Genomic DNA, 24942 nt, shown 5'->3' on the forward strand with positions numbered 1-24942 from the left:
TTACTGCTATGAAAAAAGCAATTATAACCGGAGGAACCGGATTTGTAGCGGGACATTTGGCTAATAGTCTAATTAATAAAGGGTACACTGTAATCGGGACAACAAGAAACTGTTGTCCTGAGTTGCATTTTAAGGAAACTTTTGAAATATTAAAAATTAACTATGATGATGTTGATGCATGGAAGAGGTTATTAGATAACTTTCGACCTGATGAAATTTATCATCTTGCTGGGCAAAGTTCTGTGAGTGAATCTTGGAAGGCTAAAGTGAGTACAATCAACGCTAACTTAGTTAATACAATTAATATTCTGGAAGCTATAAGGCAGAGTGAAGTCTGGGAGAGTGTGAAAATTTTAACTGTGGGTTCTTCAGAGGAATACGGTCATATTAATGATCTAAATGCCATTACAGAACGAACTCCTCTTCAACCTATCAGTCCGTATGGTATCTCAAAGGCGTCTGTTTCTATGCTTGCTAGGCAATACTCTAAAGTTTACAAATTGAATATTATTCATGCTAGGCCTTTTAATCATATCGGACCAGGTCAATCATTAGGTTTTATTACTAGTGATTTTGCGAAGCAAATTATTTCTATTGAGAAGGGGTTACAAGCTCCAATAATAAATGTTGGCAATTTAGAAGCCCAGCGAGATTTTACAGATGTAAGGGATATTGTTGAGGCATATGTGAGGCTAATGGAGGGTGGAATACCTGGAGAAGTTTATAATGTATGTTCGGGGCAGCCTAAATCAGCCCAATCAATTCTAGATTCATTAATAGAAGTTAGTTGTGTTTCAAACGGTATAGAGATCTTAAGAGATGAAACAAAATTAAGGCCCTCTGATTACCCTTGCTATTTTGGGGATTATAGCAAATTGAAACAGGAAACTGGTTGGGAACCAAGAATAACTTTGACCGAGTCACTTAAAGATATTTTAGATTATTGGCGTACTCACATTAAATAACATAAACCCTTTATTATTAAGACTAATCTGATGGGTGGTATACAAGTAATAATATGATGCGAATTTTTGGGGAGATTTTTGAATACAGACAAATGCTGGTGAGCGTGGTGCGAAAAGAGCTGCGTTCTCGGTACAAAGGCTCATTTTTAGGTTTTTTATGGACCTTTGTAAATCCATTATTGCAGCTCATTATTTATTCGATTGTTTTTCCGTTTATCTTAAGAAATAACCAAGAGAATTATCCTATGTTTCTTTTTGTTGCCTTACTTCCTTGGATTTTCTTTACTACTTCTATTCAAGGGGCGACAAATAGTATTGTAGGAGGGGCTAATCTAGTTAAAAAAATATATTTTCCCCGGATGATTCTCCCTCTTTCCGTTGTGTGTACTAATCTAATGAATTACATCTTTGGACTAGTTATTGTATTTGCTGCTCTTTTGATTACAGGAATTGATTTAACTCTAAATGTTTTTTGGCTACCTGTCATTTTAGCTATAGAGTTTATTTTTATATTAGGGATAGCATTATTGTTCTCTGCTCTTTATGTGAGATTTAGAGATTTAGAGCATATCGTAGGTATATTGACAATGGTATGGTTTTATATTACGCCAATCGTATTTGATATGGATATATTCCCTGAAAAGATTGCGGACTTGATTGGCTATAATCCAATGGTTCCGATAATTAATGGTTTTAGAAGTATTTTGCTATATGGAACTCAGCCGGACTGGGGTACATTACTGTATTCTCTAGGTGTTGGACTTGTGTTATTAGTGATAGGGATATTTGTGTTCCAAAAATGTGAGAAGACCTTCGCGGAGGAACTATAAATAATGAAAGAACAAACGGTTATAAATATTAAAAATGTTAGTAAAGCTTTTAAAATATATCATGACAAGCCACTTACATTAAAAGAAAAAATACTGCGCTTACGGAGCAATGAACATAGTGAGTTTCTCGCAGTAAATAATTTAAGCCTTGAAATAAAAAAAGGTGAGACCGTCGGATTAATAGGTCATAACGGTTGTGGCAAAAGCACGCTATTAAAGCTAATCACCAAAATATTATATCCAGACTCCGGGGAAATAATTGTTGATGGTAGAATATCTAGCTTAATTGAATTAGGAGCGGGGTTTCACCCCGATTTCACGGGTAGGGAAAATATATATACCAATGCTTCAATATTTGGATTGTCCCGCAAAGAAATTAATGAAAAAATAGATGAAATTATAGAATTCTCAGAACTTGGTGGTTTTATTGAAAATCCAGTGAGAACGTATTCATCTGGAATGTATATGCGGTTGGCATTTTCAGTTGCAATTAATGTTAATCCAGAGATTTTACTGATTGATGAGATTCTCTCTGTTGGAGATGAAAATTTCCAGAAAAAGTGTTTCGAAAAAATTAAAAGCTTCAAATTAAGTGGCGCTACGATTGTAATCGTAACACATGATCTAGGAACAGTTGAGAAAATATGCGATAGAGTTGTGTGGATAAATAAAGGAATAATTGTGGAGCAGGGTGCGTCTGATCGGGTAGTTAATTTATATCAACAACATATGAATGAAAAGTTTGTTGAGCAGAAACAGATCGAATTTAAAAAGCAAGAAAAGCAGGAAAAGCAAGAAAAGGAAATCGAGATAGAAGAGTCTCAATCAAGCAATGTTATTGGGACAAGTGATGAAAGCACATTAACGTTTTCTGATGATGTAAGATGGGGATCCAGAGAAGTTGAGATAACTGAAGCCAGAATGATTAATAAACACGGTGAGAGCACAAATGTCATTACTGCGGGTGAATCTGTCACTGTAGAAATTGACTATAAAATAAATTCTCCTCAAAAGGAATATATTTTTGGGATGGGCTTTTACACAGAAGAGAATGTTCTCCTTTATGGGAATAACACCCAGATTGATAAAATGAAAATTACGAACATGAGAAGTAAAGGTACTGTAAAATTTGTTGTTCAATCATGTAATCTTCTGTCAGGTAAATATAAGCTTAATGTGGCTGTAGTCGAAGGTAATCATAGAGCCTTAGATTTTATTAAATATTATATGGAATTCACAGTTGTATCGAGAGATAGATCTGTTGGATTGATTTCTATTGATCATCATTGGGAACTGGACTAGTTGAAAAATAAGTGTTAAGTCATACAAGGAGGTATAGGTGATGAGCTTAAAGTATACAAGTGTGGAGCATGAAGTGATTTTTAATAAGCTCATGGAAGGTTTACAGCGTACAGAGGATATAAATCAAAGTATCCCTTTCCAAAACAACAGTATAGAAAAGAACAAATACATGGAAGAAATCCATACTCATATAAATGTGATGTCCAACACAAGAGAGAATCGTGCCCATAGATATATTCATTCCCACAGAAAAGTGTTGGGTCCTTTTATTGTGTTTGGAAAAAAAGTGGTTAGAAAATTTTTGAAGTGGTATTTAGATCCTGTAGCTAATCAGCAGACTGAGTTCAACAATGCTGTAACGCCTGCTATAGGGAGAACTACTGAGTTACTAAATAGTGTGTTGGATAAGCAGTCAGAAATGGAACAAGCACACTCCAATAGGATTGAACAGTTGCAGAGCGAACATAAGGAAGCGTTAGAAAAAGCTCAGGTCCAACAACTACAGTCTGAACAGTCTATTCAAAATCTTGAACAAGAACAGTATGGTTATAAACTACAAATTGAATCTCTAAATCAACATATAGACTCTCTAAATCGACATACAGACTCTTTAATTCAACAAATAGAATCTACGAATCAATTCGTAAATTCTATGAGTAAAATAAATGAAATTTATGCAAAACAAGTAGATGAGATTAACAATAAACTAAACAAGTTGAATGATATAGCTCAAATTGATAACAATGATCAAAGTTTCTTTTTGAAAACCACATATTCACAATCAGGTGAAGATAGCATATTAGCATATTTGATTATGGTTCTAGGAATACCACTAGAAGAAGTTAGTTATATAGATCTGGGCGCGAATCACGCCAAGGAAATGAGCAACACGTATCATTTTTATAAATCGGGAGCTAAGGGCGTTTTGGTAGAAGCCAACCCGCAGCTAATACCAGAACTAAAATTTTACCGGCATAAAGATATAATATTAAACAATTGTGTGGATGTCCATTCAGGCCATTATGTTGATTTTTATATACTTAACGGTGACGGATTAAGTACTCCGGATATAGATACGGCTAACCAATTTTGTCAGATGAATTCCACGCTTAAAATTATTGATAAGCAGTCTATAAAAACAATAACTTATGATGATATCGTTTCGATCTATTTAGGCAAAGCCCCGACAATCTTATCTATAGACATAGAGGGGAAGGATATGGAAATCATCCATTCTATAAACTGGGAGGATAATAGACCTCTGATTATTGTTGCTGAGATGATAGAGTACAGCATAGAGTTGGCTTATCATACAAAAAATGAAGCGCTCAAGGAATATTTGAATAGCAAGGATTACGATGAATATGCTTTTACCGGAATTAACTCCATTTATCTAGATAAAAGATATTTAAAAGAGAGGGCTGTTAAAAAATGAATATCGCGATTGATGTATTAGCCATTTTAGGCCCGGACTCTAAAAATAGAGGAATAGGTAACTATACAACAAGTCAATTGAAAAAGTTGTTTGAAATTGACAAGGATAATAGGTATTTTCTTTTGAACTTTATTGAAGATGTCAGCTTGAAAGAACTATTGCATTATTCTGATAATGTGAGCGAACATTACTTTTACGCTGGCGAAGGAAATATATTGCTGAAAAACAGAGAATACAAACCGATAATTGGCGATGTAGTAAAACAATTTATCAAACAAAATGAAATAGATGTTTTTTATGTTACTGCTCCGTTTGATCGGCATATATCTTATGATGCTGATTGGCTAAGTGGAGTTAAGACAGTAGTTACTTTATATGATATTATCCCTTATGTATTTAAAGAAAGATATTTAAGTAATAAAACGGGTTATACAGAGTATATGAGTTGTATTCATAACATAGAACGCTTTGACAAGATACTAGCCATTTCACAGAGCGCAAAAGATGATTTTATTGAACATTTTAAAACAGTCAACGATCAAATAGATGTTATTTATGCTGGGATTGATGAATGGTATACAAATTTGAATATGACTGATGAAGACAAAAAACACATAAGAAAACAGTATAACATCCAAGATGAGTTTATTATGTGTACAGGCGGCGACGATGATAGAAAAAACATATCAGAGCTAATTAAAGCATATGCAAAAATGCCAAAACACTTAATTGATAAATATCAACTTGTTATTGCTTGTAGACTGAGTCAAAGTTCAGTGGAGCGTTACCATGATATTGCTAATAAAAACAATGTGCGGGATAGATTGATACTTACAAACTTTGTTCCACTGGATCATTTGATTAAATTATACAATATGGCGCATGTCGTCGCCTTCCCTTCTCAATATGAGGGTTTCGGGTTGCCAGTTATAGAAGCTATGGCTTGCAGCACAGCTGTGCTAACTTCAAACAATTCCAGCTTGGGCGAAATTGCTCGAGACGCGGCTATATTAGTTGACCCGTTTGATAGAAAGGACATTACTAGAGGGTTAGTTGAAATCCTTGAATCGGCTGATTTAAACGATCTGGTTGCCAAAGGGCACGAACGCTTGAATTTATTCCAATGGGAGAAAGTAGCGAGAGATACATTGCATGCTTTTGAATCCATTATGAAAAATGAAAAAGAAGAAGTTGTCGAATCGGAAAAGCGAAAAATAGCATTTTTTACGCCTCTGCCTCCTAAGCAGTCTGGGATTGCAGATTATAGTTTAGATATACTAAACGAGCTAGTTAATTACTTTTCGATTGATGTCTATATTGATAAGGGCTATGTTGTAGAATGTAAATTGAATGATGGTATAGATGTGTATAGTCATGATAAATTTGCTGCGAATAGAAATAAATATGCTGATATAGTGTATCAGGTTGGCAATAGTGATTATCATTCATATATGTTTCCATATATAAAGAAATACTCTGGAACGGTTGTGCTTCATGACTATAACTTACACGGTGTTATTCATTATTTAACAGCTAGAAAAGGTGACCTGAAATCGTATAAAGAGTTATTATGCGAAGACAATAGCAATGAGTTTGTAGCGAACTATATTAATGATATTAGTTCTGGTAACAGTGGGTTGAAAATATTTGAAATAGCGAGTAATGGTATGGTTGCGAATTATGCCGACAAAATCATTGTTCATAGCGAGTATGTTAAAAAATTGTTGTTGGAGAAAAACATTAGTCATCATGTTGGAAAAATACCTCATTATGCTAATGTTACTGATTTGAACAACGATATTAATGAAATCAGAGCAAAATTAAATATTGCGGACAGCCACATTGTGCTATCTGCTTTTGGGCATATTCACGAAACAAAGAGGATCATGCCAATTTTAAAAGCATTTAAAAAGTTACTGGAATTGAAGGAAGATCTATTGCTTTGTTTAGTAGGAAAACCGTCACCTGATATTAAACAAGAGCTAGAGCAATATATCATGAGTAATAAGCTGGAAGATAAAGTTATTGTCACGGGTTATGTTGATTTAACCACTTTTGAGGACTATATTGATGCAACTGACATTTGTCTGAATTTAAGGTATCCGTACAATGGGGAAACATCAGGCAGCTTTATGAGAATTCTCGCTAAGGGGAAATGCGCTGTTATAAATGATGTGGGCAGTTTCTCAGAGGTACCGGATGACTGTTGTGTTAAATTATCTTCACCTGAAAACACGCATGAAACACGTGAAATTGACATGGTGTATCATTCGTTAAAAGAGTTAATATCAGATAAAGAATTAGTTGATAATATCGGGATAAATGCTAGGCAATATGCAGAGAATGAACTCGATATCAAGAAAATTTCGAAGAAGTACGCTGATTTCATAAAAGAAGATACTACATCATCATTAACAGATACACTAATCGATGCCATTGTCGAGGAAACAAAATCAAGTCAGTGGAATAATCGCAATTTATATCAATTGTCAGCTACGTTAGCATATGCTAAAAGTGGTATGTAACACGGAATAATTTTAGTACAGAACTTAGGTGCCTTTAGGCGCTTAGGTTCTGTTTACTGTTAGAGTTTATTGCATGTACATACATCACGAGGGGCTCAAGATAATGAGGGAAAAGTTGTTTTATACGTCGGCATTACTTTTTTTGATAGGTTTACCGCTTGGAAGAGTTTTATTGTATAATAACAAAAATATTGAGATCGATCCAAGTTCGTTTATGATTTCTTTATTAGAAGATATTTTATTTGCAGTCTGTCTGTTGTTACTATGTTACATTGCTAAAAAAATATACTTTATTATACCCTACATAATTTCTATACCTCTTATTCTCTTACATATAGCAAATATGGAGAACATAATTGCATTAAATAATTTAATTAACTTAAGAGATGTTTTTTACGTTACGGATAAACAGTTTATTAGTGGCACATTGTCACACATAAATTTTCCGATATACAGCCTAATACTAGTTCTTTCGATGTTAATGTTTATTGTATGTTCCGATAAAAGCAAGCTAATTATAAAGAAGAGATTTTCGAATATTAAACTGCTCATCACTTTCATGATAATAATAGGAATTAATATTTTTTTTGTGAAGATATCTGGTTCTTCGTGGAAAGATAACAATTTTGTTTATGCATCAATTAATAATACGCTCACAGCGGCGGTAAATAAAATGGATAGCACTTACGAGGCTGCTATACCTTCTGACATATTAAGTAGGGTTAATAATGATGAATCAATAAATACAGGAAAGATACTGGTGTCCAATGGTGGTAAAGAGAAAAAGAACGTATTGATGATCGTTCTTGAAGGAATTCCAGGAGCATACTTTGCAGACGTTCAAAAATCATTAAATGTCAAACATCCGCTACAATTGGAATCTTTAAATAAGCTTAGAGACAATAGTTTAGTAGTTCCCAATTTTATTGCACACAATAATCAAACGATTAGAGGATTATATTCTTTGTTAAGTGGAGATTACCCTAAACTGGATGCCTCTACTCCAAAAGCTTATGAATATATGCAGATTCAAAGTAATCGGAATCAAATGCTACCACAGCTCTTAAAGCAAGAAGGATATGAAACTGCATTTATTCAAGCTGCTCCACTAGAATTTATGTCTAAAGATCAATTTATGAAACAGGCTGGATTTGACACAATTATTGGATCTGAAGGTTTTACAAAATCATATGTCCCTTTTGGATGGGGAATAGATGATAAGGCATTCTTCGAACAAGTTGAAGATTATTTACTGAACATGGATAAAGCTGATAAACCATGGTTTACAACGCTATTAACGGTAGGTACGCATCATCCATTTGCTGTGCCGAAGGAATATGAAGATAAGTATCCCAACCGAAAAGATGCTGCAGTAAAATACTTAGATGAATCCCTGGCTAATTTTTTTGAGTTCTTAGATCATTCAGGTATAGGAAAAGATACTCTAGTATTGATTGTGTCTGATGAGTCACATGGGGTAGACAATCAACCGTATGGCTCCAACTGGGGAACTAGTATCGCATATTCTTCTGATATCAAAAATAACATAATCAATGAAGGGGTATATGGTCAAAAAGACATTTTGGCTTCAATACTGGACTATGTTAATCCAGAAAAATATAAAAAAAATATAGGTCGAAGTATATTTAGAGAGTATAGTACTGACGAGCCGATATTGTTTGGGTCACATTATAACGGAGATATTTTCTATTCGACGAATAAAGGGAAAGTGCTGCACGTTGATAATAAGGGAGATACTTATGAGTTAGTATCAGAAAATGGTCAGATGTTTTCAAGTGAATACAGTAAAGTTACAGTCGATAATAACAACATTAAAAACGAATTATTGCTATATAAACAATATGTCAGTAGGCCACTTAGTGATAACTTAGGAAGAATAAATATTATAAGTGAAAAAGAATTCCAATTTACAGGGAATAAACGTGCTATCATTACAGATGGACAATATGTTTCTTTACCAGAAAACACTTTTGTTACAGTTGAACTTGATTACGAAGTATCAAATCTTAAATCAGGCGATTTGGTAACAATCGAGTTAGATAACAATGATAATGTAATTCATAATAAAGTTATTGATAGTAACAATCCGAAAGGTGAGATAACTCATTCTTTTTATAATGAGAAAAAGCAGGCAGGATACAGTTTTCGAATGTTTATAAGTTCAGAATTTAACAGTCAAACCGATCGTAAGGAAATCCAAATCAACAATTTGTCGATTTCGTTTTCAAAGGAAGCTCCGAGCATTGATAAAAAATCGGTGTTTAACTCTTACGAAAAAGACAAGTTATATTTAGCAAAAAACTTGATACCCTTAATGTTTGTTACACCTAATACTTATAAAACGTCTAATAATAGTATTATTAGTAGTAAAGAGAATATAGGTATAATCAATGTGTTTGGCCCTTATCAAAGGTATTTGAAAGGTTCTTATATATTGGAGTATAAATTGAAAATGAAAAGTAATAGTATCAATCAAACAGATGATATATTCGAGCTAGATGTAATAAGTAACAACAAACAAAAGGTGCTATCCTTCAAAAAACATAAATTAAAGGATCTTAAACATGATGGTTCTTATTATTATGCTCAACTGCCTTTTGATGTTGTTGATGAGGCTGACATTCTCGAATTAAGACTTAAAAAACTCGCCTCTTTAGATATGGAAATAAGTGAAATTTCGACAAAGAAAGTCGAATAATAAATTAATTTTGAAAACCTTAATAAATATAATTAATGGAGGGGTAAAATTGTCTCGAATAGCAAAGATTCTAGTCTTTTTTGTAGTTTCATTAGCATTGTTTTTTTATTATATTAACTTTTCTTTTAGTTGGCCGATCCACTCGGATGCAGCCTCAGTTGTTCTTATGGCGGATGCAATAAAGAATGGGAACTACCTTTTAGACGGTTGGTATCTATCTACTGGTTCGTATTATACGACGGAAATAGTTTTGTATTACATATTTATTTGCATAATGGGGATAAGCCCTCTAATTATTAAGTACTCCTCTGCTATATGGTTACTTGGTGTTGTCTGGTGCGCAGTGTATTTAGCAGGTAAAACAAAAGAAGGATTCAAATATTCGAATGCTATTATAACCTTTTCATTACTAGCGATTCCTTCACTCTTCATTTCGAGTACGGTCTTGAATGGCCCGATGCATATTAGTTCGATGCTTTACGTATTTCTAGCGATCATTGCTCTTGAGTACTTAAAAAGTAATGTCGCCAAGTATTCATTGTTTGTAATTCTCTCAGTTATTGTTTTGATAGCAGATCCATTTGTCATATGGTTTTTTACGATTCCAATCATTATTACAAGCTGTTTTCTATGGTATCAAGATCGTCAAGCAAACCATATATACGTGGTATTAATGTCGATAGGAGCATACATCGCCTCAAAGCTTGTGCTTTATATATTGAACTTTACTATTCCTTCAGTTGGGGTCGCAAAGTTTGTAGAATTCAAAGATATAGTAAAAAATATTGTATTAGCTGTTGAAGGAATTCTGCTTCTGTTTGACGCAATTTTTTTTGGAGGAGAAGTAACGTCAATTACAACTATAAAAAAAGGCATTCATTTTATTATACTAGTTGTAGGCATATATTTAATTTATTCGGCAGTTAAAAACTTCAAATTCACCAAAAGCTATGATAGATTGTATGTTTTTTTACTAGTTGCAATACTAATTAATTTGGCAGAATACTTAATTAGTAATATGCCAGTAGATATAGGTTCGACTCGATATTTATTCCCTATGTATATTTTCTTAATGGTGTTTATTGGAAAGTACGGGTTTTCTAAAATAGATTTTTCTAATGCAAAAAAACGTATATTATTAGCTGTTGCTTCTGTGGTGATAATTGGTAGTTATATTATTACACCACTTTCAGTTAATCAATTATATGAAAATAAAGTAACAGCATTTTTAGTTGAGAGAAACCTAAAACATGGGTATGGTTCTTTCTGGAGTTCTTTGAATTTAACAGTAGAAAGCAAAGGCTTAGTAAATGTGTATCCTGTAATATCTAATGGAGGAAGTATTCAGGCTCATAAATGGCTAAGCTATGAAGAGTGGTACGAGCAAGATGTGAATTTCATGGTATTCTCAAATGATGGTTGGGGAGACATTAATAAAGAAACTATAATTAATTCATTTGGAGAGCCTACTGAAATTCATAAAATAGACCAATCAGAGATTTATATTTGGGATAAATCTATTTCAAAGCAATTGAAGTGAAAATGGCTATAAAGGGGCATATGCTATGAAAGGAATCATCTTAGCAGGCGGTAGCGGGACGCGGTTATATCCTTTAACTAAGACTATATCCAAACAGTTGCTTCCTATTTATGATAAACCGATGATCTATTATCCTTTATCTGTCCTTATGCTAGCTGGTATTAAGGATATACTGATAATCTCAACTCCGGAGGACACTCCTAGATTTGAACAACTTTTAGGAGCTGGAGATGAATTGGGGATTCAGCTTAGTTATGCTGTTCAACCGAATCCAGATGGATTGGCTCAGGCTTTCATTATCGGTGAAGAGTTTATAGGAAACGATCGAGTTGCTTTAATTTTGGGGGACAACATCTATTATGGGCAAGGTTTCTCAGAACTGTTAATGAAGGTTGCGAAGCGTGAAGAAGGAGCAACTGTATTCGGTTATAAAGTTAAAGATCCTAAACGGTTCGGTGTCGTGGAATTCGACCATGATTTAAAAGTGAAGTCAATTGAAGAGAAACCGGAGCATCCTAAATCTCAATTTGCTGTTACAGGGTTGTACTTTTATGATAACGATGTTGTCCAGATTGCTAAACAAATACAGCCATCGGCCAGAGGTGAACTAGAAATTACAGATATAAATAATGCCTACCTTAAGGTGGGCAAATTAAATGTTGAGCTTCTTGGTCGAGGATTCGCTTGGTTGGATACAGGAACACATGATTCTTTAATGCAAGCCTCTCATTTTATTGAAACGGTAGAGAAGAGACAAGGCTTTAAAGTGGCGTGTATTGAAGAAATAGCGTATTACAAAGGATACATTTCAGCTGAACAATTAGTAGCACTCGGACAAAGCATGTCCAAAAATGATTACGGACAGTATTTGTTGGATATCGCAAAGCAAAGTGCTTCAGATAAAGAAAATCAAAAAGAAACGGAACTAACGTATTATGGATAATAATTTACATAAAACAATACTAGTTACTGGTGGAGCAGGTTTTATTGGTTCGAATTTTATACCATATTTTCTAGATAATTATGAGAACTATACTTTAGTTAACTTGGACAAGTTAACTTATGCGGGGAACAGTGATAATTTAATTGAAGTTCAAAATCATCCTAGATACATTTTTCAACAAGGTGATATTTGCGATCAAGCTTTAGTAAGTCACCTGTTTGAAAAATATAATATTGAGGGCGTAATTCATTTCGCGGCGGAATCGCACGTGGATAATTCGATTAAGTCTCCAGAATCATTTATAGAGACTAATGTAAAAGGTACTTTTGTGTTATTAGACACTGCAAAAAAGTATTGGATGGAAGCGCCGTTTATATATAAAAAAGGGTATGAGAACTGTAGATTTCATCATATTTCAACAGATGAAGTATACGGTACTTTAGGTGAAACGGGGTTGTTTACGGAGAATACTCCGTATGCACCGAATTCACCTTATAGCGCCAGCAAAGCCAGCTCTGATTTAATTGTGAGAAGTTATTATCATACCTACGGTATGAACGTAGTAACTACGAACTGTTCTAATAATTACGGTCCTAAGCAGCACACTGAAAAATTAATACCAACAATTATTTATAACGCACTCAACTCTAACACAATTCCTATTTATGGGGACGGAAAGAATGTGAGAGACTGGCTATATGTTACCGACCATTGTAAAGGTATAGACTTGGTATATCATCAGGGGCAAAATGGGGAAACCTATAACATCGGTGGGCGCAATGAGCGAGTAAATATTTATATTGCAGATCTAATCTGCGAACTATTAGATGATACGGTTCCACAAATGAGAGATAAGAGTTTGAATAGTTACAAAGAATTAATCCGTTATGTAAACGATCGTCCCGGACATGATCGTAGATATGCTATTGACGCATCTAAGATTGAAAACGAACTTAATTGGATGGCGGATGAAAATTTCGAGAGTGGCATTAAGAAGACTGTTGAATGGTACGTCAATCAATTTATGTTGGAAGGGAAATAATATGCAAAGTTGCTTAATGGATATGAAGGTACATTCGGATCCTGAAAGAGGAAGCTTATCTGTAATAGAATCTAAGCTGCAAGTCCCTTTTGATATAAAAAGAGTGTTTTATATTTATGGGACTAAGCAAGGTGTGCGCAGAGGTGGTCATGCACATTACAAGACTAGACAAGCTCTTATTGCTATCTCTGGATCTTGTAAAGTTTCCCTCGATAATACGAAGAGAAAAGATGAAGTGACACTTGATTCACCTCAAGCCATGCTTTTACTTGAACCCAATGATTGGCATGAAATGTACGATTTTTCCGAGAATTGTGTATTGCTAGTCTTGGCTTCACATCATTACGATGAGGCAGATTATATTCATAGATATGATAACTTTTGTGAGGTGTATAAGAATGAAGTATTATAAGCATCCACAATCATTAGTTGAAACTGATAATATTGGAGCGAATTCTCGCGTATGGGCTTTTGCACATATTCTCCCAGGTGCAGTTCTAGGGGAGAATTGTAATGTCAATGACCACACTTTTATTGAGAATGATGTTGTCCTTGGAGATAATGTCACTGTGAAGTCAGGTGTCTATATATGGGATGGTGTAAGAATTAAAGATAACGTTTTTATTGGTCCTAACGTTACCTTTACTAATGATTTAAGACCGCGATCTAAACAATATCCTGATCAATTTCTTGAAACGATTGTAGAGGAATGGGCTTCGATCGGAGCTAACTCAACAATAATAGCTGGAATAACAATAGGGAAATATGCGATGATTGGTGCGGGTTCGGTGGTAACGAAGAATGTACCTAATAATACGCTATGGTTTGGAAATCCAGCCAAGTTTGTAAGTTACATTTGCAATTGTGGAGAGAAGCTATCTTCTGATTTAGTTTGCAGTAAATGTAATAAGGAATATGAACACAAAAATTGTATTCTAGGAGAGAAAAATGATTAGTTTCCTGGATTTAAAACAGATAAATTTGCGTCATGAAGCTGAAATGATGGAAGCCATACAGAAGTTTATTCACTCGGGCTGGTATGTTCTCGGTGAAGGTGTTAAGCAGTTTGAGGCTGAATTTGCTCAATATTGTGGAACTAAACATTGTATCGGCGTTGCGAACGGGCTAGATGCACTTGCGCTTATTATTAAGGCATATGATATTGGAGAAGGGGACGAGGTTATCGTTCCTTCGAATACGTATATCGCCTCAATTCTCTCAGTATCAATGAATGGAGCAACTCCAGTACTTGTTGAACCGGACTTGCATACCTATAATATAGATCCTGCTTTAATTGAAGACAAAATAACTTCTAAAACTAAAGCTATTATGGTTGTTCATCTTTATGGACAGCTATGCGATATGGATGCTATTAATGGTTTGGCTAAAAAATACAATTTGAAAGTTATAGAAGATTGTGCACAATCCCATGGAGCGAAATATAGTGGGAATAGAGCAGGTAACCTCGGGGATGCAGCAGCTTTTAGTTTCTACCCAGGTAAGAACTTGGGGGCTTTAGGTGATGCAGGTGCGATTACTACAAATGATGATTCCTTGGCTCAAAGGCTTTTTGCTTTGAGGAATTACGGATCTCACAAAAAATATGAAAATATTTTTAAAGGGGTCAATAGTAGATTAGACGAAATGCAAGCATCCATTTTAAGCGTGAAATTAAAGTATCTTGATGAAGATAATATGAAGCGAAGACAAATTGCTGATTATTTCATGAATAATATCGATAACCCGCTTATTATTAAACCAACTACAACGGATGAACAGGAATCACATGTGTGGCATTTGTTTGTAGTGCGTACAGCTAATAGGGATGATTTGCAGAAGTACTTAATGGATAACGGTATTCAAACGCTGATTCATTATCCAATTCCACCACATAAACAAGAAGCTTACAAAGAGTGGAGTGAAATGGAATTCCATATATCAGAGAAAATTCATAATGAGGTTATCAGTCTACCGATCAGCCCAGTAATGGATATGGAAGATGTACGGAAAGTCGTGGAGGTAATAAATCGTTATGGAGAATAAAAAGCTTTTCTCTATTCTTGTTCCGATTTATTATAACGAGCTTAATATTCCAAATACTGTACCCAGACTAAAAAATCTTCAGCAGTTATTGCCTGAATATGAGTTGGAATTTGTTTTTGTAGATGATGGATCAGGAGATAAGTCACTTCAATTATTATTGGAAGAAAAAGAGAAAGATTCAAGAATAAAGATAGTGAAACTAAGTAAAAACTGTGGGTCTATGGCTGCTATACAAGCGGGTCTTCATCATATTGATGGGGATGTAGTAGGTATTATCTCGGCTGATTTGCAAGATCCTCCAGAGTTGTTTGCTGATATGCTTGGACATTGGGAAAAAGGTAACAAGGTTGTTCTCGCAACGAGACAGGACCGTGAAGAATCCATCTCTCAAAAGGCATTTTCTAATACGTATTACTACTTTATGGACAAGCTTGCGATCAAGGGATATCCTCAGGGAGGATTTGACTTTGTGCTAGTCGACAGGCAAGTCGTTCGAGAATTGAATCAAATCAATGAAAAAAACACAAATATTATGAGCCTCATTTACTGGTTAGGTCATGATAGAACTATGATACCCTATACTCGCGAAGAGAGAAAACTGGGGAAATCAAGATGGACACTGTCTAAGAAAATCAAGCTATTTATCGACTCTTTTGTCAGTTTTTCTTACGTGCCGATTCGATTTATGTCTTTAACTGGCTTTATTGTTGCAGCTTTTAGTTTTATCTATGGAATATTCGTAGTCATCAATGCCCTTACAGGAGTAGCCAGCATTCAAGGTTGGACTTCAATAATTGCGTTAATCACATTTTTAATTGGACTTATTATGATCATGTTAGGAATAATCGGAGAATATTTATGGAGAATACTGGATGAAACGCGCAAAAGGCCTGCATTCATTATTGATGAAGTTTTTAAGTAAGGAATTTTTGAAATTCGTGGTCGTTGGTATAGTTAATACGGCGAGCACCTATTTAATATATTTACTGCTACTGAGTGTTTTATCGTATACGTTGTCGTATACAGTTTCTTATGTTTGCGGCATTTTCATTTCCTATGTGCTGAACACTTACTATGTATTTAAAGAGAAGTTGAATTACAAAAAAATGATTCAATATCCTTTGGTTTACGTTGTCCAGTATGTTTTAAATGCAATAATGCTGTATCTACTAATTGATTATTTAGGATTAGAAAAAGAGTATGCTCCACTTATAGTTATCATACTTTCTATTCCGATAACCTTTATTCTAAGTAGATTGATTATTAAAAAAAATGACTGAGTTAAGGTTAAGCCGAAAGCGAGCATCCTATGATTGGCTCGCTTTCGGCTATTGCTCTATCTTAAATCAAATACAAAAAATTACTTCCACGTCGAAATCCATCCCCATAGGAGTAGTTCTAGAATGATTTTCACACGCGTTTTGTATGTTCAATTAGTCCATCATTTCTAAATTAGTTGATGCAGTAATACTTCAATAACCAATTTGTATCAATACGAGAAAATTATCATTCAAGTAAGGATATCACCTTCATTGACACCCTCATCCCGCTGGCTTAGACTTATTTTGTTCTGCCTTTTTCTTTTTTTGAGGGAAGGCAATTGGGCCAGTGCTCTATACGCTGAAGCGTGAGAAGTTCATACAGAGAGTGGAGGAACTGAAATGGCGGCTTCCGCAAATGGTAACAACACAATTCAAGACATTCAATTACTACAATGGAAACACGTGTTTAAGCTCGATCCAGATAAGGAAATCGACGATACTACGCTTGAACGGATCTGCTTATCCGGTTCAGACGCAATTATTGTGGGTGGATCGAGTGGAGTCACGTTTGATAATACAGTTGATTTGATGGCTCGTATCCGCAGGTTCGAGTTGCCTGCTGTGCAGGAGGTGTCCGATTTAGACGCGGTTGTGCCGGGGTTCGACGCTTATTTTATTCCGATGGTATTGAACACAACAAGTACGGAGTGGTTAGTAGGTCAACATATGCGAGCTATTGAGCAATATGGTTACATGATCCCATGGGATTTAATCATTCCTGAGGGATATATTATACTGAATCCAGATGCTACAGCAGCGAAGGTGAGTCAGGTGAACTCGCACCTTACTGCCAGTGAGGCATCAGCATATGCGCATATCGCAGACAAGCTAATGCGTTTGCCAATCGTGTACGCGGAGTATAGCGGAACGTTTGGTGATATGGAAACGGTAGGGCAGATCCGGAAAGCCGCCAGTCAGGCACATGTTATCTACGGTGGAGGAATCCGAACTATAGAGCAGGCTCAACTGGCTTCGCAAAATGCGGATACTATTGTGGTAGGCAATGTGGTGTATGATGATTTAGAGGCAGCTTTAGCTACAGTAGCTGCTGTGAAGACGTTAGAATTGAATAGTTAAATGACGTTAATGAACATTGATATAAATCGATTATTTATATGTGAGAAAAGATAATGTGAAATAAGAAAGGAGTTACGGATAAATGTTTGAATTTCTTGACTCATCCCGTGAAAGGACGGACATACACGAAGCAATAGCGAAGCTTAACCCCGAGCAACAGCGTGCCGTCGAGGTTACCGAAGGACCGCTGCTCATTATGGCTGGAGCGGGCTCTGGTAAGACGCGCGTTCTGACGCATCGCATCGCATATCTAGTCGCAACACGCAAAGCACCGCCGTGGGGGATTCTCGCCATTACCTTTACGAACAAAGCAGCACGTGAAATGCAGGAACGTGTATCCAGACTAGTCGGTGGCCCAGAAGGACACGATATTTGGGTTTCGACCTTCCACTCCATGTGCGTGCGAATTTTGCGCAAAGACATTGAGCGGATTGGATTCTCATCCAACTTCTCTATCCTTGACTCAGCAGACCAACTTTCCGTTATTCGCGGCTGTATGAAGGACCTTAACCTAGATACGAAGAAATTTGAGCCTAAAGCCGTGCAAGCTTCCATCAGCACAGCGAAAAACGAACTCATTTCACCGCAGCGCTTTGAGCAAAAAATCGGCGACTACTTCGATGGCATCGTTTCTAACGTGTACAAAATGTATCAAAAGCGACTCAGAAGCAACAACTCGCTCGATTTTGACGATCTCATCATGATGACGATCGAACTGTTTAAGCAAGTGCCGGAAGTGCTCGATTTTTATCAAAAAAAATTCAAATACATTCACGTCGACGAGTATCAGGATACGAACCGCGCGCAATATATGTTGTGCCGTATGTTGGCAGACCAGCATAAGAACATTTGCGTTGTCGGTGACAGCGACCAGTCGATCTATCGCTGGCGCGGCGCTGACATTTCGAACATCCTCAACTTTGAAGAGGATTATCCGAACGCGACGACGATTATGCTTGAGCAAAATTATCGTTCCACTTCGAATATCCTGAATGCTGCCAACGAGGTCATCAAGCTGAACATCGGCCGCAAACCGAAGAAGTTGTGGACTGACCGTGGCGAGGGTAGCGCGATTAAGCTTTACCAAGCGGATACAGAGCATGACGAAGGATATTTTGTAACAGGGGAAATTAAAAAAAATCAAATGAGCGGCAAGTCGTACAGCGACCATGCCATTTTATATCGGACGAACGCGCAGTCTCGTGTTATTGAGGAAATACTTATTAAATCCGAAATTCCGTATCAAATCGTCGGCGGCATCAAATTCTATGACCGCAAAGAGATTAAAGACTTGCTTGCGTACTTGCGTCTCATCTCTAACCCGGACGACGACATCAGTCTAGAGCGAATTATTAACGTACCAAAGCGAGGCATTGGCGCTACAACGATCGCTAAGCTGTCCGATGCGGCGACTGCGCGCGATACATCCATTATCAAAGTCATCGCCAATATGGATGACATCGACATCGCGCCTAAGACAAAAGGTACATTACGTGACTTCCAAGCGATGATCGACAACTTGCATCGTATGTTGGAGTACTTGTCTGTCACCGAGCTTACCGAAAAGATACTCGAGCTATCCGAGTATAAGTTAGAACTTCAGCGCGAGAATACGCTCGAATCGAAAGCAAGACTTGAGAACATCGACGAGTTCCTATCCGTTACACAGGATTTCGAAAAGCGCAATGAAGATAAATCGCTCGTCTCATTCTTGACGGACTTGGCGCTTATCGCGGACATCGATTCCATGGGTGATTCCGATGATGACGAAGAGCCGCAAGATGCGGTCATCCTCATGACCATGCACAGTGCGAAAGGGTTGGAATTCCCAACCGTATTCATAATAGGCATGGAGGAAGGCGTCTTCCCGCATAGTCGCACATTCAACGACAATGAGGAATTGGAAGAGGAACGTCGCTTAGCCTATGTAGGTATCACTCGTGCCGAGAAGCAATTGTTCCTAACATGTGCTCGTACGCGCACCTTGTTCGGACGAACGAGTGCAAATGCACCGTCGCGCTTTTTAGCAGAAATACCGGACGAAGTTAAGGAAGAAGTATCGACATCTGGCGGTCGCTACGGTCGTCATGATCGCTACGGTCGCAGCAATACAGCCGCTTCCTACGGCGGCCGCGGGCTCGGCTACAGCGGCAGCTCTGGTAGCGCGGGCAACCAAGGCTCAGCAAGTTCCGGCGGCAACAACGCCAACGGCTCAAGCAATGGCCTCGGCAGCCGCAGCGCTAGTGCGAGTAAAGTGACGGTCACGTCCGCACTCGACAGCGCCAAGCAGACCGGAACACAGGATGGTTCCTTCCAGACAGGTGACAAAGTATCTCACGCCAAATGGGGCGTTGGCGTCATCGTATCCGTAAAAGGTACGGGCACGGACACGGAACTGCAAATCGCATTCCCAGCTCCTGTAGGCGTCAAACGATTGCTATCTGCCTTTGCACCCGTAACCAAAGTATAGTCTTGTCGTGCAGAAAGCATTACGCACCTAGAATCAAACGACAAGTAACAACCGACAAGTAACATTCAACTTGGCGAGTGAGAAGCAACAAGCAACCGAAAGGAGCTACCTTCGTGGCAGACGCACAGTCCCGCATGTCTCAACTCATTGCGGATTTAAATAAGTACAACTACCATTACTACACATTGGACGAGCCTGTCCTTAGCGATAAAGAATACGATGCTCTTTACGATGAGTTAGTTACCCTAGAGCAGCAAATGGGTGTAACCCAGCCCGACTCCCCGACCCAACGTGTCGGGGGGCAACTACTCAAAGGCTTTGACCCGCATCGACACCTATCACGTCTTTGGAGCTTGGACAAAGCCCAGAACGAAGCAGATTTGTACGCTTGGAATCAGCGTGTCCTTAAACTCGTTCAAGACTACAATACGAAAAATCCCGATGAGGAGCCACTGCCGGCTCCTACATACGTGGTAGAGCTCAAGTACGACGGCTTAACGCTGAACCTTACGTACACAGACGGACAGCTCGTCCAAGCTTCGACGCGCGGGAACGGCCTCATCGGCGAGTCCATTTTGCCACAAGTCAAAACGATTCGCTCTGTACCGCTCACCATTCCTTATATAGAAGGAACAGTTGAAGTACAAGGCGAAGGCATCATGAACCTGTCTGTGCTTGAAGCCTATAACGAGACAGCCGCAGAGCCGCTCAAAAATGCACGCAACGCAGCTGCGGGCGCGCTGCGCAACTTGAATCCGCAAGTGACAGCAACGCGGAAGCTTAACGCATTTTTCTACAATGTCGGATATTCGGACACCGACTTATTTCACGACCATCGTGAAATGATGCAGTTTTTGAGAGACAACCAATTCAAAGTGAACCCATACATCACTTACTTCAATACGATTGAAGATGTACGTGCGGAGCTTGAACGTATTCAGGAGCAGCGGCCATCGCTTGATTACCTTATTGACGGTGCCGTAGTCAAAGTAACCGACATGCGCACGCGCACAGTACTCGGCTACACCGATAAGTTTCCGCGTTGGGCAGTCGCATTTAAGTTCGAAGCTGAAGAAACGACGACCGTACTCGAAAGCGTAAGTTGGGAAGTTGGTCGTACAGGCAAAATCACTCCCGTTGCTCGTGTAGAAGCGGTTGAGCTGGCGGGTGTAACCGTACAGAATTGTACGTTGAATAACATCGGCGACATCGAGCGTAAAAATTTGAAACACGCACTCGGCTCACGTGTATTCATTCGCCGCTCTAATGACGTAATCCCTGAAATTTTGGGGAAAGTAACGGATGAGCAGGACGGGGAGGAAATCACATTCCCTACTCATTGCCCATCTTGCAGCTCGGAGCTGGAATTGCGCGGTGCCCATCTATTCTGCAACAACAAGCTTGGCTGTAAGCCGCAGCTTGTAGGACGCCTTGCCCATTTTGCATCGCGGGATGCGATGGATATTGAGACGTTTAGCGTTATGACAGCAGAACAGTTGTACGATGAACTTGAAGTACGTGATCCGTCTGATCTATTCGCGCTCACGTTTGAGCAGTTGATTAGCCTAAATCGATTTGGTGAGAAAAAAGCGAACAACCTGCTGCAAGCTTTTGAAGCATGCAAGACTCGCGACCTTTCCGCCTTCTTATTTGCACTTGGTATTCCAAACACAGGGAAGACGACGACTAAGGCGCTAGCCGATCATTTCAACACACTTGAAGCGATTATGAATGCTACGCTAGATGAGCTTATCGCCATCCCAGACGTTGGTGGTATCGTAGCCGATAGTATTGTCAGCTTTTTCGCTGACCCGATTAACCAAGCAAGCATTACCCGCATGCTGGAGTTGGGCCTACAGCCACAGGCACCAGTTAAAGCAGCGCCCGTAAGTGTAGATTCGTTCTTCTACGGGAAGACGGTTGTCCTAACAGGTACACTTCACCAGCTGACACGTGACGAAGCTGCCGCTAAGTTAGAAGCTTGCGGTGCTAAGATTACAGGCAGTGTATCCAAGAAGACCGATCTTGTCATCGCCGGAGAAAAGGCAGGCAGCAAACTAGCCAAGGCCGAACAGCTAGGCATTCCAGTCATCACAGATGAAAATGAACTCATTCGCCTGCTAAACGAGGCACTGCCGCAATAGTACAAGCGCAGACGAGTACACGATCAATCCCCGTTTATGCGTCGCTTTCACCAAAGTGAACGAGACGGGGATTTTTAATTTTCATATTAGGAGGCCCCTGTATGTCATGGACCATTCTCATCGTTGAAGATGAGCCGCTGGCGCGCGAAGATCTGGCGCACACACTATCCCTTTACCACGAGGAATTAGAAATTGTACAAGCTGCCACAGGAACAGAAGCATTGCAGCTTGTTCAGGAGCGGGAGCCGAAACTCATTTTTTTAGATATTAATTTACCCGATATAAGCGGACTTCAAGTAGCAGAACATATTTCCGCGATGCCAATAAAGCACATCACACAGCGTATTCCGATTATTTTTTGTACAGCCTATGATGAGTATGCGCTACAAGCCTTTCAATTGCGAGCTTATCATTATCTATTAAAGCCTTACGATGAGCAGGACATATACGCGATATTAAAGGAACTCCAATTTAACACGCAATTAAACACGCAAGTGAACAATCGAATGAACACGCAAAATACCTCTCAGACCCGACCTTCATCCATCCATGCGTGCAAGCTCGCACTTCCGAACGAAAACGTAACTCATTATGTGATGCCCGAGCATATTATTTTTCTTGAAAAACAGGACAAGCACGTCCGCGTAGTTACGACGCAAGGAACCTACTTCACGACACGTACACTCCAAGAGTTGGAGCGTAGACTTGAACCCTATTTATTTTTCCGTTGCCATAAAAGCTTTGTTATTAGCATGCGTCATGCTGAACAGCTCAGTACGTATACAACTGGAACATTCAACTTGCTGATGAGTGAAGGCAGCACAGTACCTGTGAGCCGTAACTATGTTAAAGAGCTGCGATATAAGCTAGAAATTTAACATCTTGATCTACATATCTTACATAACGCTCCTGTCCCATTGTATTACGGTGTGAACCGATTATACTTTTTGCAATCGTTATCAAAATGTGAACAGGTGGTGAATAAGCACTTTGTAGCTTTATGTATGTACTTGAAGCAACTTAGAGCATCTTGTGTCAGCTTAGAATCGACCTTGATTGAGCAGTATGCTGAACATATCTATAGTACATATCCGCGTGATTTAACTTTATCGCAGTAACGTGGCATTACGACGGTGATCAAGGTCTTTTACAAGCAAAAACTCTCATCATATGCATGACACGCTATGCACCACTAAATTTGCAACCAAATGTACATGCCATTTTTGATTTCAAACGTTCTATAGGGGAGACGATTCGTGATGAAAAAGAAAGCGTGGATATCCATCTTACTGTGGGGACTTATTTCACTGATCGGTGCTAGTGCGCTGGGAACATTAGCGTTGAACCGCGGCGAAACCATTAATGCGGTGTGGCTCGTTATCGCTGCCGTTTGCTTTTACTCCGTTGCGTATCGCTTCTACAGCAAATTTCTAGCTAACAAGGTGTTCGGACTCGACGATAAGCGTCAAACACCGGCCGAACTCAAAAATGATGGCAAAGATTACGTCCCGACGAACAAATGGGTTCTTTTCGGGCACCACTTTGCCGCGATTGCAGGAGCGGGCCCACTCGTCGGCCCAGTATTGGCTGCGCAAATGGGCTATCTGCCAGGAGCCATATGGCTCATTGTCGGCGTTATGATAGGAGGGGCTGTACAAGACTTTATTATTTTGTTCGCATCTACTCGTCGCAATGGAAAATCGCTAGGGGACATGATTAAAGATGAAGTCGGAAAGCTAACCGGCACCGTCGCTATGATCGGTATACTCGGAATTATGATCATTTTACTTGCCGTTCTTGGCCTCGTCGTCGTTAAAGCGCTCGTTGGTAGCCCGTGGGGAATGTTTACGATCGCGGCTACGATTCCAATCGCGATCTTTATGGGGCTATATATGCGTTACATCCGACCGGGGCGTGTAGGAGAAGGTTCGGTTATTGGTCTCGTGTTACTCTTTCTTTCCTTAATAGGTGGACAATACGTTGCTGAACATCCGACATATTCAGCATGGTTCACATTTGATAGTGAAACCATTGCACTTATGATGATTGTTTACGGCTTCGTCGCTTCAGCCATTCCAGTCTGGCTATTGCTGGCGCCGCGCGATTATTTAAGCACTTTTCTTAAAATAGGTACGATCGTAGGTATGGCGCTCGGTATTTTGTTCGTTATGCCCGAATTGCAAATGCCGGCTCTCACGCAGTTTGTAGACGGGACGGGCCCCGTGTTTGCAGGGAACTTATTCCCGTTCCTGTTCATCACGATTGCCTGCGGCGCTGTCTCTGGCTTCCATGCGCTTGTTTCTTCCGGCACGACGCCTAAAATGCTTGAACGCGAGTCGCATGCCCGTCCTATCGGCTACGGCGCCATGCTGATGGAATCGTTCGTTGCGATTATGGCTCTCGTTGCAGCTTGCGTGCTTACGCCAGGCGTATACTTTGCAATGAATAGCCCGGCTAGCGTAATAGGAACCGATACCGTGCAGGCTGCCGCTACCATAGGACAGTGGGGCTTCACGATAACACCCGCTGACTTGGATACGATGGCCAAAGATGTTGGCGAATCCACTATTTTGTCCCGGACGGGC

General features: G+C 38.8%; 19 protein-coding genes (1 of these 19 running past the window's edge). All 19 read left to right on the forward strand.

Features of this window, described 5'->3' with window-relative positions:
• The first annotated feature begins 8 nt into the window (after positions 1-8).
• On the forward strand, positions 9-965 hold the full coding sequence (locus KIK04_RS12565) for a GDP-mannose 4,6-dehydratase (RefSeq protein WP_232274057.1): 957 nt from the start codon (positions 9-11) through the stop codon (positions 963-965).
• Between the two features lie 53 nt (positions 966-1018).
• Entirely contained in the window at positions 1019-1795 is a 777-nt protein-coding gene (locus KIK04_RS12570; RefSeq protein ID WP_232274058.1) for an ABC transporter permease, read from the forward strand.
• A gap of 3 nt (positions 1796-1798) precedes the next feature.
• Positions 1799-3097: an ABC transporter ATP-binding protein gene (locus KIK04_RS12575; protein WP_232274059.1), complete on the forward strand. Its 1299-nt coding sequence runs from the start codon at positions 1799-1801 to the stop codon at positions 3095-3097.
• Between the two features lie 40 nt (positions 3098-3137).
• Positions 3138-4532, forward strand: a complete 1395-nt coding sequence (locus KIK04_RS12580) for an FkbM family methyltransferase (RefSeq protein WP_232274060.1) — start codon at positions 3138-3140, stop codon at positions 4530-4532.
• Positions 4529-7057, forward strand: coding sequence for a glycosyltransferase (locus KIK04_RS12585; protein ID WP_232274061.1), 2529 nt, complete (start codon positions 4529-4531; stop codon positions 7055-7057). The genes KIK04_RS12580 and KIK04_RS12585 overlap by 4 nt, the downstream gene beginning before the upstream one ends.
• Before the next feature lie 559 nt (positions 7058-7616).
• Complete coding sequence (locus KIK04_RS12590; protein WP_232274062.1) at positions 7617-9776, forward strand: LTA synthase family protein; 2160 nt, start codon at positions 7617-7619, stop codon at positions 9774-9776.
• A gap of 49 nt (positions 9777-9825) precedes the next feature.
• Entirely contained in the window at positions 9826-11316 is a 1491-nt protein-coding gene (locus KIK04_RS12595; protein WP_232274063.1) for a hypothetical protein, read from the forward strand.
• 25 nt (positions 11317-11341) lie between these two features.
• On the forward strand, positions 11342-12259 hold the full coding sequence (gene rfbA / locus KIK04_RS12600; protein ID WP_232274064.1) for a glucose-1-phosphate thymidylyltransferase RfbA: 918 nt from the start codon (positions 11342-11344) through the stop codon (positions 12257-12259).
• On the forward strand, positions 12252-13301 hold the full coding sequence (gene rfbB, locus KIK04_RS12605; RefSeq protein ID WP_232274065.1) for a dTDP-glucose 4,6-dehydratase: 1050 nt from the start codon (positions 12252-12254) through the stop codon (positions 13299-13301). The genes rfbA and rfbB overlap by 8 nt, the downstream gene beginning before the upstream one ends.
• A 16-nt stretch (positions 13302-13317) precedes the next feature.
• Entirely contained in the window at positions 13318-13713 is a 396-nt protein-coding gene (locus KIK04_RS12610) for a sugar 3,4-ketoisomerase (protein ID WP_232274066.1), read from the forward strand.
• Positions 13700-14257, forward strand: coding sequence for an acyltransferase (locus KIK04_RS12615; RefSeq protein ID WP_232274067.1), 558 nt, complete (start codon positions 13700-13702; stop codon positions 14255-14257). Before KIK04_RS12610 ends, KIK04_RS12615 begins: the two co-directional genes overlap by 14 nt.
• A complete protein-coding gene (locus KIK04_RS12620) occupies positions 14250-15344 on the forward strand; it encodes a DegT/DnrJ/EryC1/StrS family aminotransferase (protein ID WP_232274068.1) in 1095 nt (364 codons plus the stop codon). Before KIK04_RS12615 ends, KIK04_RS12620 begins: the two co-directional genes overlap by 8 nt.
• Positions 15334-16266 carry a glycosyltransferase family 2 protein gene (locus KIK04_RS12625; RefSeq protein ID WP_232274069.1) on the forward strand — a complete coding sequence of 311 codons (933 nt, stop codon included), beginning with the start codon at positions 15334-15336 and terminating at the stop codon, positions 16264-16266. The genes KIK04_RS12620 and KIK04_RS12625 overlap by 11 nt, the downstream gene beginning before the upstream one ends.
• Positions 16250-16624, forward strand: a complete 375-nt coding sequence (locus KIK04_RS12630) for a GtrA family protein (RefSeq protein ID WP_232278715.1) — start codon at positions 16250-16252, stop codon at positions 16622-16624. The genes KIK04_RS12625 and KIK04_RS12630 overlap by 17 nt, the downstream gene beginning before the upstream one ends.
• Positions 16625-17005: 381 nt before the next feature.
• Positions 17006-17743, forward strand: a complete 738-nt coding sequence (locus KIK04_RS12635) for a heptaprenylglyceryl phosphate synthase (RefSeq protein WP_232274070.1) — start codon at positions 17006-17008, stop codon at positions 17741-17743.
• Between the two features lie 82 nt (positions 17744-17825).
• Positions 17826-20213: a DNA helicase PcrA gene (pcrA, locus tag KIK04_RS12640; protein WP_232274071.1), complete on the forward strand. Its 2388-nt coding sequence runs from the start codon at positions 17826-17828 to the stop codon at positions 20211-20213.
• Positions 20214-20347: 134 nt separating this feature from the next.
• Positions 20348-22357 (forward strand): NAD-dependent DNA ligase LigA, encoded by a 2010-nt coding sequence (ligA, locus tag KIK04_RS12645; RefSeq protein ID WP_232278716.1) that lies wholly within the window; start codon positions 20348-20350, stop codon positions 22355-22357.
• Positions 22358-22458: 101 nt separating this feature from the next.
• Positions 22459-23235, forward strand: a complete 777-nt coding sequence (locus KIK04_RS12650) for a LytR/AlgR family response regulator transcription factor (protein ID WP_232274072.1) — start codon at positions 22459-22461, stop codon at positions 23233-23235.
• Between the two features lie 381 nt (positions 23236-23616).
• Positions 23617-24942, forward strand: the 5' portion of a protein-coding gene (locus KIK04_RS12655) for a carbon starvation CstA family protein (protein ID WP_232278717.1). 753 nt of this gene lie beyond the right edge of the window; the window shows 1326 of its 2079 coding nt (coding positions 1-1326); the start codon lies at positions 23617-23619; its stop codon lies beyond the right edge, outside the window.

The sequence above is a fragment of the Paenibacillus sp. 481 genome, from assembly GCF_021223605.1.
Lineage (GTDB): Bacteria > Bacillota > Bacilli > Paenibacillales > Paenibacillaceae > Paenibacillus_B.